This window comes from Microbacterium testaceum, assembly GCF_020781835.1.
Lineage (GTDB): Bacteria > Actinomycetota > Actinomycetes > Actinomycetales > Microbacteriaceae > Microbacterium > Microbacterium testaceum_H.
This window is the reverse complement of sequence record NZ_JAJGNJ010000003.1, coordinates 342,575-358,959: the sequence shown is the minus strand read 5'-3', so window position 1 is coordinate 358,959 and position 16,385 is coordinate 342,575. Positions and strand designations below refer to the sequence as shown.

Below are 16,385 nucleotides of genomic sequence, written 5' to 3'. Positions count from 1 at the left end.
ACCGGATGCCATGACCGACACGCCGCGACCGGCGGGGGTGACCCCGCCGGTCGCCGTCGTTTTCGCGACCGTCGCTTTCCTCGCCCTGGCCATCGGCGGGCTCGGTGTGGCCAGCCTCGCGCTGGATGCCGACGTCATCCCGGTGCGCGGTCTCGGGCCCCTGCCCGGGGTGGCGGGCATGCTGCTGGCTCTCGCGACGTTCGCGGGTGTGCTGCTGTGGGGGGTGCGCGCCGTCCCGCCGGGGTACCTCACTGCCGTGCCGTGCGCGGTCGGCGCGTACGTCGGCGAAACGCTCGGCATCGCGATCGGTGCCGCCGTGACCGGGGGCGATGCGGCACGCGGTCTCGCGGCCGCCGGCACGGTGGCCCTGGGGTGGCCCGGCGCGGTGATCGCGGTCGCGGCTCTTCTCGCCGGCGCCTTCGGAGTGCTGCTCGTGCGCAGCCGGGGAGGGGGTCCGCACTGGAGTTGGGAGCGCCACGACGACGAGGATCACTGATCCGGGGCCGTGGCATCCGCCCGCTCGGGCAGCTGTCGGGCTAGCGTAGGGGCGTGGAGCGGTCGCTCGAGACCCAGGTCGGCCAGGCGGTGGACGCCTGGCTCGCGTGGCTGCCCCGATGGGAGCCGGCGAACCACCGCGGGCGCATCGCACCGTGCCGTCGCTGCTTCGGGTCGCCCGTTCTGTCGGCGGCCGGTCTCGGATCCGACGTGCCGCACGGGGTGCAGCACGGTCTGTCGACCCGCGTGAAGACGATCGTCGACCACGCCGTCGCGGAGTACACCTCGCGCAACCTCCCGATGCTGCAGGCCGAGCTCGACCAGCAGGCGGCCCGCAATCGCCGCCGCTCGTACCGACCGGCCGAGGGCCTCGAGCCGGAGTTCGAGGGGATGCCGCTCGACCCCGAGCCCGAGCCCGGGGCGCCCTTCCTGTTCACGCTCTCGGGTCTGGCGGCCGAGGAGGACGCGGCCATTCCCGCGCTCCCGCCCCTGTCGGATGCCGCGAAGGCGGCGCTGCGGCAGGAGGTCGGACTGGCGGACGACTACGCCAACATGATCGGACGCGAGGTCTGCGCGGTGCTCCTGCATCACCGACTCCGCATCCAGGCCGCCGTCGCCGAGTACGTCGAGCCGCAGGTCGCGGCGATGCTCGACGATCTCTCGCGCTCCCTCGACGCCCCGTTCGATCCGCGCGACCCCGGCCCGCTGGCATCCTGACACCTGTGGACGCCGCCCGGGCGGGCGGTACGGGGCTTTGTTAGCATTGCCGGGTTGTCCGCGTGCTCCGCCGCGGCACGCTTGTTCCGGGGAGGGGGCACCATGCCGCAGCGCCTGCCCTCGACGCCCCCGATCCTGCCGGGCCTCGCCTACATCCGCCCGCTCGGCTCTGGCGGCTTCGCCGACGTCTTCCTCTACGGGCAGGACATGCCGCGGCGCGACGTGGCCGTGAAGGTCCTGCCCAGCGACGTGCGCGATCCGGATCTGCTGCGCATGTTCAACGCCGAGGCCGACGTGCTCGCGCACCTGTCCGCCCATCCGTCGATCGTCACGGTGTACCAGGCCGGCATCTCGGCGGACGGTCGCCCGTACATCGTGATGGAGTACTGTCCCGGCTCGCTCGCGCAGCGGTATCGGGTCGAACGGATGCCGGTGGCCGAGGTGCTGTCGATCGGCGTGCGCATGGCCGGGGCGCTCGAGTCGGCGCACCACGCCGGTCTCGTCCACCGGGACGTCAAGCCCAGCAACATCCTCGTGACCACGTTCGGTGCGCCCGTGCTGGCGGACTTCGGCATCTCGTCGTCGCTGGTGCGGCAGGGCGCCGACGAGATGCTCGCGATGAGCGTGCCCTGGAGCGCGCCGGAGGTCATCGCCGAGCAGACAGCCGGGACCGTCTCGAGCGAGGTCTGGAGCCTCGGGGCCACCGTGTACTCGCTGCTGGCCGGCCACAGCCCGTTCGAGCGGCGCGAGCGGGGCCAGAACTCCCGTGAGCAGCTGCGCCGCCGCATCGCCCGCGCCTCTTATACCGAGATCACGCGTACGGACGTACCGCCGTCGCTGCAGGCCGTGCTCGCCCGCGCGATGTCACGCAACCCGGCGGACCGTTTCGCCACCGCACGCGAACTGGGCGAGGCGCTGCAGGCGGTGCAGTCCGAGCTCGGGTTGCCCGGAACGCCGCTGGAGGTCCCCGCGGCCGATTGGGCGCCGGCCGCGCGCGCGATCGACTTCGCCGACGGCACGCTGCGCGGCCCCGCGCGCTCGCGCATCGAGCGCGAGAGCGAGCGCAAGCTCCGGGGGCCGTCCGGGGTCGCCGGTCTCGCTCGCGACGAGGACACCGACATCTCCGCCCCCGCTCGCCCCGCGCGCCGCTTCCTGCCGTGGGCGCTCGCGGCGGCCACTCTGGTCGCCGCCGCGGCGGTCGTCGTGGCGGCGCTGCTGGCCACCGGGGTCGTCCGATGAGGCGCCGGACCATCGCGGGGGTGACCTCGACCCTCGTCGCGGCGGCGCTCGTGGTGACCGCGAGCATCGTGTGGCCGGGTCTCGATGCGCAGGAGACGCCCGAGGTCGACACGTCGGTGTGGGCTCTGCAGACGGGGGAGGGGCAGCGCTACGCGCGCGTGAACACCACCGTCGGCGAGCTGGACACCGTCCGCACCGCGGGCAACCCCAGCCAGGTCGCCCAGGCGCCCGACGGCGCCTACCTCTTCACCGACAGCTACAGCAAGCTCACGCGCATCGACGAAGCCCAGCCGATCGATCTGCAGGAGGAGCAGCTCGAAGCCGCCCCCGAGACGCCCGCGGGCACGACCTCGGTGGCGACGGCGGGCGACTACGTCGTGTATCGCACCGACACCGGCGCACTCTTCGCCGGCCGACTCAGCCGCGCGGGGCAGTCCCTGAGCGAGCTCGACCCTTTCGGAACCGCGGGCGACGACGACGCGCGCACCTACACGGCGGATGCCATGGCCGTCGACGAGCGCGGGATGCTGTTCGCGTACTCGTCGGTCGACCGCTCCGTCATCCGCTACGACATCGAGGCCGACCAGTTGGAGGGCCGCGACGAGGTGAGCGCCGATGCCGCGTCCCCCCTGCTGACGGCCGCGGGCGACCAGTGGGTCCTCGTCGACGCCGAGGCGGGGCGGGTGTGGGTGCGGGGTCAGGACCCCGTGGACCTCGAGACCGCGGAGCAGCTCGTCGTGGGCGACCCGGCTCCGCGCGGGCGAACGGTCTTCCTCGCGGACGAGCAGTCGCTGTGGAGCGTGCCCGTCGACGGCGGCGAACCGCGACGCGAGGTGGGTGCGGGCGGCAACGTGCTGGGGCAGCCGGCTGAACCGCTGGAGCACGACGGTGTCACGTACGCGGCGTGGCTCCTTCCCGGCGAGGCGCGGGGCACGCTCTGGCGGTCGGATGCCGGGGAGACCGGCCTCGACTACGGTGGGGCGACGATGCCCGACCAGCGACGGCCGGTGTTCGTCGCGACCGATCACGCCGTCATCCTGAACGAGACCCGCACCGGCTGGGTGTGGACGGTGCCGGACGGGGCGCTCGTCGCCTCGAGCCAGAGCTGGACGCTCGACGACCGCACCGAAGAGGCGGCCGTTCAGAGCGAAGAGCAGCTCAGCGTCGTGCTCGACCCCAAGCCGCCCATCGCCGAGCCGGACGCCTTCGGCGTGCGCGCGGGGCGCCTGGTGACGCTGCCGGTGCTGTTGAACGACCACGATCCGAACGAAGACGTGCTGAGCATCGTGGGCGAGAGCGTCACGGGGCTCGACCCCGGGTTCGGGAGTCTCTCGGTCACCGACGACGGGCAGCGGCTCGCCGTCCGCGTCGCACCCGGGGCGACGGGGTCGGCGACGTTCTCCTATGCGGTGACGGACGGCACCACCGCAGACGGGCTGACCTCGTCGCCGACGACCGTCACGCTCACGGTCTCGCCCGACGGATCCAACGCCGCGCCCGTCTGGTGCGGCGTCGACCGGTGTCTCCAGCCGTGGCCGGCACCCGAGGTCTCGCGCGGTGGCACCATCACGGTCCCCGTCCTCCCCGGCTGGGTGGACCCGGACGGCGACCCCCTGCTGCTGCTGTCGGTGGACAACCCCGGCGGCGTCGGCAGCGTGGCATCCACCCCCGCCGGCGAGGTCGTCTACCAGCACGCCGACGACGGGTCCGGGGGAGAGCAGACGATCCAACTCGACGTGACCGTCGCCGACACCGCGGGTACCACGGCGACGAAGCCCCTCCTGATCCGCGTGGCCCCCGACCCCGCCCTCGCTGTCCAATCGTTCGCGCTCGTCGACACAGCCGGGTCGGCGATCACCGTGGATGTGGGGCCGCACGTGACCGGCACCGCGGGCGACGTCACGATCGGGTCGGTGCGCGTCCTCGACGACGCCGCCGCCACCGCGACGGTCGTCGGCGGGACGACGACGTTCGACTTCACGGCGGCGCAGCCCGGCGTCTACCGCGTCGACTTCACCGTCACGGGCGCCGGCCGCGACGCCACGGGCACCGCCCGGATCACCCTGCTCCCCGGAGACGCGCCGGCGCAGCTGTCGACCGCACCCGTCGTCGCCTTCGTCCGCCCGCAGGAGGATGCCACGCTCGACGTGTTCGCCGCGGTGTCCAACCCCACCGGACGCGTGCTGCTGCTGAGCGACGTCGTGGCCACCGCCGAAGAAGGGGCGTCACTCACCGTCGACACGGTCGGCCAGAACGATCTGCGGGTCTCGGGCAGCACGGCCGAAGGCGGCCCCGGGCTGCTGGGGACGGTGGCGTACACGGTCAGCGACGGCACGGACGACGAGGGCTCCCGCATCGGCGGCGAGGCCACGGTCTACCTCCTGCCGCCCGCTCCCGAGATCGCTCCGATCGCCGTCGACGACAGCGTCACCGTGCGCGCCGGCGCGCAGGCCGACATCCCCGTGCTCGACAACGACGTGTCCCCCGCCGGCGGACGACCCACGCTCGACCCGGCATCCGTGCAGTCCAGTCCCTCCGCCGACGGCCTCGCCTTCGCCTCCGGCGGCGTGTTGCGCTACCTCGCGCCCACGGCCCCCGGCTCGTACGAAGTGACCTACCGCGTCTACACGACCGGCACACCGTCGCTGTGGGACGAGGCGACCGTGCGCATCACCGTCCTCGGCCCCGAGGCCAACCGCGCCCCCCTGCCCGACACACTCCAGGGGCGGGTGCTCAGCGGCGGCACGACGACGATCCCGTTCCGCGGGTTCGGCGCCGACCCCGACGGCGACGCCGTCGTGCTCGACCGGATCGTGAGCCAGCCCGACCGCGGGACCGCGTCCATCTCGGCCGACGGTTCGGCCATCGTGTACTCGTCCGTCCCGGGCGATCGCGGACAGGTGTCGTTCCGCTACCGGGTGGCCGATTCCTCCGGTGCCACGGGCGAGGGAACGGTTCGCATCGGAGTCCTGGATGCCGAGGCCAACCCGAGCCCCATCACGTTCACCGACTACGTGCAGGTGCAGGCCGGCACCGACAGTCGGATCCGCGTCAGCCCGCTCGCGAACGACATCGACCCGACACAGGGACGCCTGACGCTCACGGGCGTGCGCCCGGACCTGCCGGACACCCTCGTCGACGGCAGCGGCAACCCCGAGTACGTCCGCCTGGACGGACTCGTCGAGAACGTCTCCGACACGGGTGTCGTGATCCGCGCCGGCGAGGCTCCGGCGACGATGTCCTTCCTCTACGACGTGGAGTCCGACTCCGGCAACACCGGGCGGGGACTGATCGTCGTCAAGGTCGTGCGCGAGAGCGTGCCCGACTTCCCCGTCGTCTCCGACACCGTCCTCACCCTGGAGGACCGCGACCAGTTCGAGTCGGGCGTCGATGTGCTCGACGGACACGCGACGTGGTCGGGCGGCGACGTGGGCGACCTGCGCGTGGCGCTGTGGGGCGAGCCGGTCGACGTCCGCGTCGACGGTCGCCGCATCTCGGGAGAGCTGCCCGCGACACGGCGGATCATCCCCTTCGCGGTGACCGGCACGGTGGGCGATCAGGAGGTCACGACGTACGCCTTCGTCCGTGTGCCCGGCGACGACGACCTCACCCTGGCGCTGCGCCCGGGCTCGGCCCAACGCGTCGACGAACTGGCATCCGTCGAGTTCGACATGGCATCCCTCGTCGCCCTCCCGCGACGGGCGACGCTCGAGGTGGGGGTCGATGTCTCCACCACCGGCGTGCGAGCGGAGGGGCGCTGCACCGTCAGCGGCACGGTCGTGCGCTACGACGCGGGCACCGGCTCGCCGTGGACCGATGCGTGCCAGGTTCCCGTGCGCGTCGCCGGCACCGAGGAATGGACCGTGCTGTCTGTCCCGATCGGCATCGTGGCGCGGGAGCCGCAGCCCGAGCTGCGCCCCGGGTCGCTCACCGTGGGTCCGGGCGAGACGGCGACCTTCGATCTGCGGAACATGACCAGCTGGCAGCTGGGGCGCGAGGACTGGGGCGGCATCCGCTACGCCCTCGAGTATTCGGGGTCGGCGTTCTCGTCGGTGACCCTCGACGGCTCGGTCGTGACCGTCACCGGCGCCGACCGCGCCGTGCCCGGCAGTGAGAACGCCGCCGTGGTCTCGGTGACCAGCCATGCGGCGGTCGCCCCTGCCCGTCTCCTGCTCCGCGTCGGCGCGGCGCCCTCGACCCTCCCGCAGGGTGGCACCACGACACTGCAGTGTTCGCAGGCGTCGGGCTCGAGCTGCACGATCGACGCGGTGGGTCTGCCCGGTGAGGTCAATCCGCTGCCGCGCACCCCGCTCGAGGTCGTGGCCGTGCGTCCCACGAGCGCGTGCACGGGGGTGAGCTTCGACGTCGCGTCGTCGGAGGGTGTGCGCGCGTCGTGGACCGCCGAGGCCCCGGGTGCCACGTGCGCGGCCAGCGTCACTCTGCGTGACGCGCAGGGACGCTCGACCGCCGGTGCACGCGATGCGCGGGTGGTTCTCGACCTGCAGGGCTTCCCTCGCGCCCCCGCCAGCGTGCGGCAGACCGCCTACGCCGACGGCTCGCTCACGCTCCGCGTCGATCCGGGCGAGGCGCGGCGCGCGTACCCGTCGATCTCGGGTTTCACCGTCCGCTCCCGGGGAGACGTGGTCGCGCAGTGCGGTGCCGACGGCTCCTGCCCCAAGATCGCAGCGCCCAACGGCGAGCAGCGCGAGTACGTCGTCACCGCCGTCAACTCCGTCGGAGAGTCCCGCGGATCCGTGCGTACGACCGCGTGGGCGTACGACCCGCCGGCTCGGCCCGAGTCCGCCGACTTCGAGCCCGTGGTCACTCGCGACGGCGAGGGCAACGTCGCCGACCTCGTGATCCGGGGCGTCGAGTCCGCCGAGACCGGTCAGCTCGAGGTCCGCAGCGCCGCGGGCGAGACGCGCACGATCAGCGTCGGACGCAACCAGGACGAGGTGCGCATCGACGGGTTCCGGGTCGGCAGCAACGCCCGCACCGAGATCACGGTCACACCGACATCGCGGTTCGAGGTACCGGCGGGTCTCGGTGGCTCGGCGCAGGGCGGCGCGCTGGTCTTCTCTGCGCACGGTGTCGGTGCGCCCCTCGACCCGAACATGACCGTCACCTCGCGCTCCACCGGCGATGGCATGTCCACGGTGACGGTCGAGGGCACGGCGCGGCCGAACGGCACGGACTCCGAGCTGCGGTACGGCATCGTGGAGGGCGAGAACTGCCGCGTGGGCGACGGAGGGTCGAGGCGGGAGTTCCCCGACAAGGAGGACGGCCGCGCCTACACCTTCACGTTCTGCGTCGAGTCCAGCTACGACGGGAAGTCCTTCGGCACGAGGAGCGTGACCCAGGAGTACCGGGTCGCGCAGGACACCGCCGCTCCGCGCGGGTACACCTTCCGGGTCGGGCCGAACGCCGGGGTCGGGACGGAGGACGGCCGTCCGGTCGCGCGGTGGCGCGTCTCCGAGATCATCAAGGGCAACGATCCGCCGCGGTTGAACGACGCGAAGTACACCAACTTCGACGGCGGGCGGTCGTCGGTCTTCGGCTCCGACCCGAACATCGGCGTCTACTTCCAGCACCGACTCTGGGGAACGACGTCCGAGACCGGACGGGTCGCCCCCGCTTCCGGCAGCGCCCCCTACCAGGTGCAGGCCACCGCCCAGGTGGCATCCTGTGTCGGCGGCGAGCTGCTCGAGGTCACCCGCAGAGCGACCAACGATCAGGCCGACCTCACCGTCGACTGGGATGCCGTGCGCTACTTCGACGACGAGGGCGCGCCGCTGCCCACCGTCGAGGGCTCGCGGCGGGTACCGGTCGGAGCCGCGACCGTGAGGAACGTCCGCGTCACGGTCGACTGGTCCGCGCGCGGGTGGGGCCTGGATTCCGCCGTCCTGGAGACCGAGTCCCGATGCCAGCCCGGCACCCCCGACGACGGGTCCGCAGACCCGGACGACAAGCCTTGATCCCCCACGAGAGAGACGCACCCGTTATGACGATCACCCAGGAGCAGGCGACCTGGTACGCCCAGACCTTCGCGCAGATCGCCGACAACGTCGAGCGAGCCGTGCTCGGCAAGCGGCACGTCGTCGAGCTCGTGCTCACCGCGATGCTCAGCGACGGCCACGTGCTGCTGGAGGATGTGCCCGGTACGGGCAAGACCTCGCTCGCACGGGCGATCGCGCAGTCGGTGCAGGGGACCAACACCCGCATCCAGTTCACGCCCGACCTGCTGCCCGGTGACATCACGGGCATCACGGTGTACGACCAGAAGACGGGGACGTTCGAGTTCCACGCCGGCCCGATCTTCGCCAACATCGTCCTCGCCGACGAGATCAACCGCGCGAGCCCGAAGACGCAGTCCGCCCTGCTCGAGGTCATGGAGGAGGGCCGGGTCACCATCGACGGCGTCTCGCGCGAGGTGGGCGTCCCGTTCCTCGTTCTGGCGACCCAGAACCCGGTCGAGCAGGCCGGCACGTACCGCCTCCCCGAGGCCCAGCTCGACCGGTTCCTCCTGCGCACCTCGCTCGGGTACCCCGATCACGCGGCCACGGTGCGCATCCTCGACGGTGCGCCGGTGGCGACCGCCGACCTGCGCCCGATCATCACCCCGCAGGCCCTGGTCGGCATGGCCGATCTCGCCGCCGGGGTGTACGTCGACGCCCTCGTGCTCGACTACATCGCCCGCATCGTGGACGCCACCCGCTCGGCGGACGAGGTGCGCCTGGGCGTCAGCATCCGCGGCGCGCTCGCCCTCACGCGGGCGACACGGGCGCGCGCCGCCGCGCACGGACGCACGTACGCGACGCCCGACGACGTGAAGGCGCTCGCCGTCGCGGTGCTCTCGCATCGGCTCATCCTGCATCCCGAGGCGGAGTTCGACGGTGTGACCCAGGAGGCCGTGGTCGGACAGGTGCTGCTGGACACCGTGCCGCCCACGCAGCGCGAGAGCGCCTGAGTCGTGCGTATCCCCCCGGTCCCGCGCCTCGGAGAGGCGGCGTCGTGCCCGACGTGAACGTCACCGAGTCGCGGCTGACGCGCACCTCCGCCGGCACGATCGGCACGGGTTCGCGCACGTCGATCACCTCGACCTCGACCCGGCGCACCCGACGCCTGGTGCGCGCCGCGGTGCGCGCCGCCGAGCTGTGGCGGACCGTCACGGATGCCGCCGAGGCCTCGGCGCGATGGGCCGGGAACACGGTGCGGCCGGCGGGTGCGGTCGTGGCGGTCGCGGCCACGGCGGGCCTCGTGGTCGGTCTGGTCTTCGGCTGGGTCGAGTGGATGGTCGCCGGCGCCGTCGCGGTGTCGCTGCTGGCCATGAGCGTCCCGTTCCTGTTCGGAGCCCGCGCCTACGACGTCGACCTGTCGCTGATGCACGAGCGCGTGGTGGCCGGTCACGGCGTCACGGGCGAGATCGTCGTCCGCAACGACAGCGGTCGCCCCGCCCTCCCCGGGCGGCTCGACATCCCCGTCGGACGAGGTCTGGTCGAGTTCGGCGTCCCGCTGTTGCGCCCGGGTCACGCAGTGACCGAGCCGCTGGAGATACCGCCCCTGCCGCGCGGTGTCGTCCGCATCGGCCCGGTGACGACGGTCCGCAGCGACCCCGTGGGACTGCTGCGTCGCGAGCACGCCTTCGACGACGTCCACGACCTGTTCGTCCATCCGCGCACGGTGGGCCTGCCGTCCACGAGCGCAGGGCTCGTGCGCGACCTCGAGGGCAACGCCACGCGCCGGCTCGTCGACGCGGACATGTCGTTCCACGCCATCCGCGAATACGTCCCGGGGGACTCCCGCCGCCAGGTGCACTGGAAGTCCACCGCGAAGACCGGTCGGCTCATGGTGCGCCAGTACGAGGAGTCCCGCCGGTCGCGCATGGCCGTCGTCCTGGCGGCGGCGACGCAGGAGTACGCGGATGCCGACGAGTACGAGCTCGCCGTGTCCGCCGCCGCCTCGCTCGGGCTGAGGGCCGTGCGGGATGCCCGCGACATCGACATCGTGACCGGCTCGGAGATCCCCCGCGTGGTCAAGGGGCGCCTGCGCGCGATCCGGCATGTGCCCGCGGTGACCCCCCGCGCGATGCTCGACGGGTTCAGCGCGCTCGCCGACCACGAGAACACCATGCCCGTCGAGGACGTGTGCCGGCTGGCATCCGAGGCGAACGAGCGCTTGTCGATCGCGTTCGTCGTCGTCGGCTCGGTCGTGCCCCTCGGCCGGTTGCGACAGGCCGCGCTCGCCTTCCCCGCGGACACCGCGGTCGCCGCCGTCGTCTGCGACGAGCGCGCCCACCCGCGCATGCAGAGCGTGGCGGGTCTGACCGTCCTCACGATCGGCACGCTCGACGATCTCGCGGGGCTCCTCGTGCGCGGAGCGACGTCGTGAGCGCCGCCGCCCGGTCGACCGACCCCGCACGGCGTTCCCGCGTCGTCGCCGGCGCTGTGTACACGGCCGTATGCGCCCTGCTCGCCGCGGTGGCGGCCTGGCCCGTGTACGCGTCGCCGGCGTTCCTCGTCGTGGCGGCCGTCGCGGTGCCGGTGGCTGCCGGCCTCGTGGCCCTGAGCTCGTGGCGCCGCTGGGGCGGATGGATCACCGCGGCCCTGATCGCGGGTGCTTTCGCGGTGCTCGCTGTGCCGCTGGCTGTGCCGTCACGGCTCGGCGGCCCGCTCGAGATCGTGCGCGGCCTGGGCGAGGCGTTCTCGGGCGTCGTGCTCGCCTGGAAGGATCTCGTCACCGTCGAGCTGCCGGTCGGGGATTACCGGAACCTCCTCGTCCCGGCGCTGGTGGTCTTCCTCGTCGGGACGGCGGCGACGCTCGCGCTTGCCCTGCGCTCCGATCGTCTGGCGCCGGCGGCGGTGGTGAGCGGCCTGGCGATGAGCGGTTTCGGTCTGTTCTTCGGACGCACCTCCACGAGCGCTCCGTTGACCGCCGGGCCGGTCGCGCTCGCGGCGCCCGTGGAGACGGGGGTGGGCGTCGTCGCGGTGCTCTCGGCCGTGCTCTGGCTGGCGTGGCGGACGCGCGACGAACGCACTCGCGCGTTGCGTCGGGCGAGCGAAGCGGGTGCGGTGCGTCTCCCGCGGCGGCACTCGCGCACCGACCGGCGGCGTGCCGCGCTGGGAGCCGGGATGGTCGTCGTCGCCGTCGTCATCGCGGTGGCGGTCGTGCCGTGGGCGGCGAAGGATGCCGATCGGCGCGTGCTGCGGTCGGCGGCGGGTCCGGAGCGCCAGATCGCCGAGGCGGTGAGCCCGCTGTCGGAGTACCGGGCGATGTTCTCCGATGCGCGCGCCGAGGACGTCCTCTTCCGCGTCGGCGAGGGGGCGGCCGCGCCCGAGCGGATCCGCATCGCCACGCTCGACGTGTACGACGGCGAGGTGTTCCGCTCCTCGGGATCCGGCCCGGGCGCGTTCGTGCGGGTGCCCTCGAGCCTGCCCCGGGGCGACGGCCGGTCCGTGGAGGCCGACATCGAGATCGTCGACCTTCGCGGGATCTGGATGCCGACAGCCGGGCAAGTGGTCTCGGCCACCTTCGAGGGCGAGCGTCAGAACGTCCTCGCCGACCGCTTCTACTACAGCGTCGACGCCCGAGCCGGGGTGCAGATCGCCGATGGCGGCCTGACCGTGGGGGACCGCTACGAGATCGCGGCGGTCGAACCGACCGACGACGATCCGGCGACCTTCACCGCTCCCGGTGTCGACGGAGGCGTCTCCGGTGGCGAGAACCTGCGCCGGTGGGTCGACGAGCACGCCTCGGGGGACTCGGGGGCGGACCTCGTCGCCCTCGTCCGGCTCCTGCGCGAGCGTGGCTACCTCAGTCACGGCCTCACCCCCGCCGCCGGGGCGCCGGCACCGGCATGGACGGCCGAGCTTCCCGGGTATCAGCTGCAGCCGAGCGCGTCGGGCCACTCCCTCGCCCGCATCGACACGATGTTCCAGCGTCTGCTCGAGCGCGAGGACGATCCGCGCGCGGAGGCCTCCGGCAACTACGTCGCCGCCGTCGGCGACGACGAGCAGTTCGCGGTCGCCGTCGCCCTCATCGCACGCGAGCTCGGGTTCCCCTCGCGTGTGGTGGTCGGGACGCGGCTGGCCTCGAGCGACCCCGGCGTCGCCACGTGCGAGGCGGGGGAGTGCCGCGCCGGCGATCTCAGCGCCTGGACCGAGGTGCAGGGCGACGACGGCCGGTGGGCCGCCATCGACTCGACCCCGCAGTGGGAACTCTCGCCCAGCCTCGAGGTCACGCAGCAACGTGACCCCGAGAACGTCACCGAGGTACGTCCGGACACCGTCGACGAGGTCGTCCCGCCCGACCCGGTGCAGGAGGACAACGGTCTCGCCGAAGACGACCGGAACGACGACGGGATCGACCTCGCGTGGCTGTGGCCCGTCCTGCGGGTCGCCGGGATCTCGCTGCTGATCGTGCTGATCCTCTTCGGTCCGCTCCTGGCGATCGTGGTCGCCAAGATCCTGCGTCGCCGCGGCCGCCGACGTGATCCCGACCCCCGCGCGTCCATCGCCGGGGGATGGGACGAGTACGTCGACGCCGGCGTGGATGCCGGTCGCGACCTGCGCCCTTCCTCGACGCGGCGCGAACTGGCCGCGGTCTTGGACACGCCGTCGGGGATGCGCCTCGCCGACGACGCCGATCGGGCGGTGTTCTCGTCCCGGACGGTCACCGCGGACGAGGCATCCGAGTTCTGGCGGATCGTCGACGCGGAACGGCGCACGCTGACGCGTCAGCGCGGCTGGTGGCAGCGCGTGCGCGCGGCCGTATCGTTGAGATCGTTCCTGCGGTTCTTCGCCCCGCGCCCCATGCGCCGACGGCCGCCGCACCGTGATGAGAGGGGGAAGCGCCCGCCCGCTGGGCGGCGTGAGACGAGATGAACGATTCGACGGGTGTGATCCTGGGGGCGCTGACGCTCCTCCTTTTCGTGATCGTGTACGTCTGGTACGCACTTGCCCTGGCTGCGGTGTTCTCCAAGACCGGCGAAGCCGCGCCGTGGAAGGCGTGGGTGCCGATCCTCAACGCGGCGACCGTGCTCAAGCTGGGCGGATTCTCCCCGTGGCTCGTGCTGCTGGTCCTCATCCCGATCTTCGGTGCCATCGCGTTCATCGTCGTCATGATCGTCGCGGTCCACCGCGTGACCCTCGGTTTCGACCGCGGCGCAGGGATGACGGTGCTGGGGGCGCTCGTTCCGGTCGTGTGGGCGAGCGTGCTGGGGTTCGGCGGCGCACGCTGGCACGGCGGGGACGTCCCCGGCATCCGCCGCTCCGGCGGGGTGGACGAGGACTCCGCTCCGGTGCGCCGCGGCCAGGACTTCGCCGGACCCTACGTCCCGCTGGTCGGGGGATGGACGCCCGAGCCGCTGCGCCCCGCCGAGACGACCCGGGCCGATGCGGCCGACGCCTCCGCGGAATCGGGCTCCGAGCCCGTCGCGCTGCCCTTCGCCGCCCCTGCGCCGTCGCTGGCGGATGCCGTGCCCTCTCCGTCGGACTGGGCGCCTCCCGCTCCCGCCGCGTTCGTGCCGCCGGCGCCCGCGGGCCGTGACGACGCGGAGGACTCCTCCGGCCCGCGCGGCGATCGTGACACCGTCGACCTGCGTGAATCGCTGTCCGACGTCCTCGCCGCGCTGCGCGCCCCGGCCGCGACCCGCGCCGAGGCGAGTGCGGCTCCGGCCGTGGCGAGCGAGACCGGGGGTGCCGGTGCCTCCGCGGCAGCGCCGGCCGCCGCCGCGGAGGATGCTCCTGTCCTCGAACCGTGGCGCGGCCCGACCCGCCGAACCCCGGCTGTCGAGGAGCCGAATGCCGACGAACCGCTGACGCGCCCCGCATCGACGCCCGACACCTCCGACCGTGGCCCCGGCGACGAGTTCCCGGAGCTGTCCGACGCCGTCTCCGCGGTGCCGGAGGCGCCGAAGGCCGGTGCGCCGCGGTCGGCTCGCACGTCGGTCTCCGCGCTCTATACACAGCCGGAATTCCCCGCCGAGCCCGGTGGGGACGACGATTTCGACGCGCTCGATCGAACCGTCGTGACCCGCCGTCGGCGCATCCCGTGGGCTCTCGTGCCGCCGAACGGCGCACCGATCGATCTGACCTCGGACGTCGTCATCCTCGGGCGGCGGCCGGCGGAGGACGCGTCCCACCCCGACGCCCAGCTCGTCGTCATCGCTGACGAGACGCGCACCGTCTCGAAGACCCATGCCCGCCTGCAGCTCAAGGGCGAGACCTGGTATGTGACCGACCTCGATTCCACCAACGGTGTGCTGTTCGCGACGCTCATGGGCACCGAGGTCGAGGCGCCCCCCGGCGAGGAGATCGAGGCAGGAGAGCGGTTCTTCCTCGGCGACGCGGAGGTGCGCTTGACGCGGAGGCAGCCGTGAGCGGCCCTCATGACGTCCCGGACGACCCCGAGGACGTCACGCTCTGGGCGGGTCGGCTCCGGGCCTGGCCCACCCCGCCGAGGGAGGCGTCGACGGACGAGGGCGAGATCGACGACGACACCGCCGTCTCGTCGCGCCCCGGTTTCGTCGAGGACACCGTCCGCACCGCGCCCCGGCGCACGGCCGGGGATACGGTGCGCATCCGACCAGAACGTCCCGCCGACGAGACCGTGCGCGTCGAGCACCATCGTCCCCCGTCCACCGCACCGGTGGACGAGTCCGCCGAGGAGACGGTCCGCGTGTCGAGCCGCCGAACCGCGTCGCCGCCGCCGGCGCCGGTCGAGCCGGCCGACGACACGGTCCCCGCTTCCGGCGACCGGCCCGCATCCGCGGCGTCCGCCGCGGAGGAGTCGACGGACGAGACCGTGCGCGTCCGCGGTCAGGTGGCGCCCTCTCCGTCCTTCCGCTCCGACCCCGGCGTCCTCGACGAGATCACCGCCCCGGGCCGGCGTCGCGGGGCCGCGCCCGCGCGGATCTCTCCGCCCGATCCGCCGATCGAGACGCCCGCGGGGGACACGGCGGCCGGCACGCGCCGTGAGCGCGCGCGCACGCGGCCGTCGACGGCGGCGCTGCCGTCGGCGGACCCGGTGCCCACCCCCCGGGAAGCGCGGGTTCCGACCGCCGGTCACGAGGTCTACCGCCCCCGCCCGGACGAAGCGTTCCGCGTCGCCCGCGCCGCACCGCCCGCTCGCACGACCGGTGCGCCGGATGCCGCAGAAGTGCGTCCACGCACCTCTCGACATGACCGCACCCGCGTGGTGGCGCTGGCGGTCGCGGCCGTCCTGATCGTCGCGGCGGCGGCGGTCGCGGTGATCCTGCTGATGGGCTGAGCGTCAGGCGCCGCACGTTTGCCCGCACCCTCTCGGGCGCGTATCATTGATCGGGTGTGCGTTCACGCGCGCCGTGCGTCATGCCCTCGGGCCTGCGGTACGGAACAACGCTCGCACCATCTCAGGGAAGGGTCTGCGAACAGGCCACCCCCACGGCATATCCACCACAACCGCGTCCGATCATTCTGGCGCGCGGTGGATCACACGTGAGCCCGACACGTCACGAATCGCAAGATGCGCGATGGGTCGGGGGAGACACGACGCTGTCACCGTGCAGCACAAACAAGGAGAGAACGTGCCAACCATTCAGCAGTTGGTTCGCAAGGGCCGCTCGCCGAAGGTCTCGAAGACCAAGGCTCCGGCGCTGAAGTCGAACCCCCAGCAGGCCGGCGTGTGCACCCGCGTGTACACCACCACCCCGAAGAAGCCGAACTCGGCGATGCGCAAGGTCGCCCGTGTGAAGCTCCGCAACGGCACCGAGGTCACCGCCTACATCCCCGGCGAGGGTCACAACCTGCAGGAGCACTCGCTCGTGCTCGTCCGCGGCGGTCGTGTGAAGGACCTCCCCGGTGTCCGCTACAAGATCGTCCGTGGTGCGCTCGACACCCAGGCTGTCAAGAACCGTAAGCAGGCTCGCAGCCGCTACGGCGCGAAGAAGGGCTGAGAAC

The 16,385-nt window shown here is 73.0% G+C and carries 10 protein-coding genes; all 10 read left to right on the top strand.

Annotated elements, in window-relative coordinates; translation table 11 throughout:
* Positions 1-10: 10 nt before the first annotated feature.
* The gene (locus LL239_RS06590; RefSeq protein ID WP_228162650.1) at positions 11-496 is read left to right on the top strand and encodes a hypothetical protein; all 486 of its coding nucleotides are present in this window, start codon (positions 11-13) and stop codon (positions 494-496) included.
* A 53-nt stretch (positions 497-549) separates the two neighbouring features.
* The gene (locus LL239_RS06585; RefSeq protein WP_228162649.1) at positions 550-1,212 is read left to right on the top strand and encodes a spermidine/putrescine ABC transporter substrate-binding protein; all 663 of its coding nucleotides are present in this window, start codon (positions 550-552) and stop codon (positions 1,210-1,212) included.
* Between the two features lie 102 nt (positions 1,213-1,314).
* The gene (locus tag LL239_RS06580) at positions 1,315-2,451 is read left to right on the top strand and encodes a serine/threonine-protein kinase (protein WP_228162647.1); all 1,137 of its coding nucleotides are present in this window, start codon (positions 1,315-1,317) and stop codon (positions 2,449-2,451) included.
* A 20-nt stretch (positions 2,452-2,471) separates the two neighbouring features.
* Positions 2,472-8,426, top strand: a complete 5,955-nt coding sequence (locus tag LL239_RS06575) for an Ig-like domain-containing protein (RefSeq protein WP_228162646.1) — start codon at positions 2,472-2,474, stop codon at positions 8,424-8,426.
* Positions 8,427-8,452: 26 nt separating this feature from the next.
* A complete protein-coding gene (locus LL239_RS06570) occupies positions 8,453-9,418 on the top strand; it encodes an AAA family ATPase (protein WP_228162645.1) in 966 nt (321 codons plus the stop codon).
* Positions 9,419-9,462: 44 nt separating this feature from the next.
* Complete coding sequence (locus LL239_RS06565; protein WP_228162644.1) at positions 9,463-10,839, top strand: DUF58 domain-containing protein; 1,377 nt, start codon at positions 9,463-9,465, stop codon at positions 10,837-10,839.
* The gene (locus LL239_RS06560) at positions 10,836-13,331 is read left to right on the top strand and encodes a DUF3488 and transglutaminase-like domain-containing protein (protein WP_228162643.1); all 2,496 of its coding nucleotides are present in this window, start codon (positions 10,836-10,838) and stop codon (positions 13,329-13,331) included. The genes LL239_RS06565 and LL239_RS06560 overlap by 4 nt, the downstream gene beginning before the upstream one ends.
* Complete coding sequence (locus LL239_RS06555) at positions 13,328-14,827, top strand: DUF5684 domain-containing protein (RefSeq protein ID WP_228162642.1); 1,500 nt, start codon at positions 13,328-13,330, stop codon at positions 14,825-14,827. The genes LL239_RS06560 and LL239_RS06555 overlap by 4 nt, the downstream gene beginning before the upstream one ends.
* Positions 14,824-15,717, top strand: a complete 894-nt coding sequence (locus LL239_RS06550) for a hypothetical protein (protein WP_228162641.1) — start codon at positions 14,824-14,826, stop codon at positions 15,715-15,717. The genes LL239_RS06555 and LL239_RS06550 overlap by 4 nt, the downstream gene beginning before the upstream one ends.
* A 295-nt stretch (positions 15,718-16,012) precedes the next feature.
* Positions 16,013-16,381: a 30S ribosomal protein S12 gene (gene rpsL, locus LL239_RS06545; RefSeq protein WP_013584051.1), complete on the top strand. Its 369-nt coding sequence runs from the start codon at positions 16,013-16,015 to the stop codon at positions 16,379-16,381.
* Positions 16,382-16,385: the final 4 nt, after the last annotated feature.

What these genes read in the sequence shown, in the direction of transcription:
- LL239_RS06590 (WP_228162650.1), top strand. Translation starts at nt 11, where the DNA reads ATGACCGACACGCCGCGACCGGCGGGGGTGACCCCGCCGGTCGCCGTC.
- LL239_RS06580 (WP_228162647.1), top strand. Translation starts at nt 1,315, where the DNA reads ATGCCGCAGCGCCTGCCCTCGACGCCCCCGATCCTGCCGGGCCTCGCC.
- LL239_RS06570 (WP_228162645.1), top strand. Translation starts at nt 8,453, where the DNA reads ATGACGATCACCCAGGAGCAGGCGACCTGGTACGCCCAGACCTTCGCG.
- LL239_RS06555 (WP_228162642.1), top strand. Translation starts at nt 13,328, where the DNA reads ATGAACGATTCGACGGGTGTGATCCTGGGGGCGCTGACGCTCCTCCTT.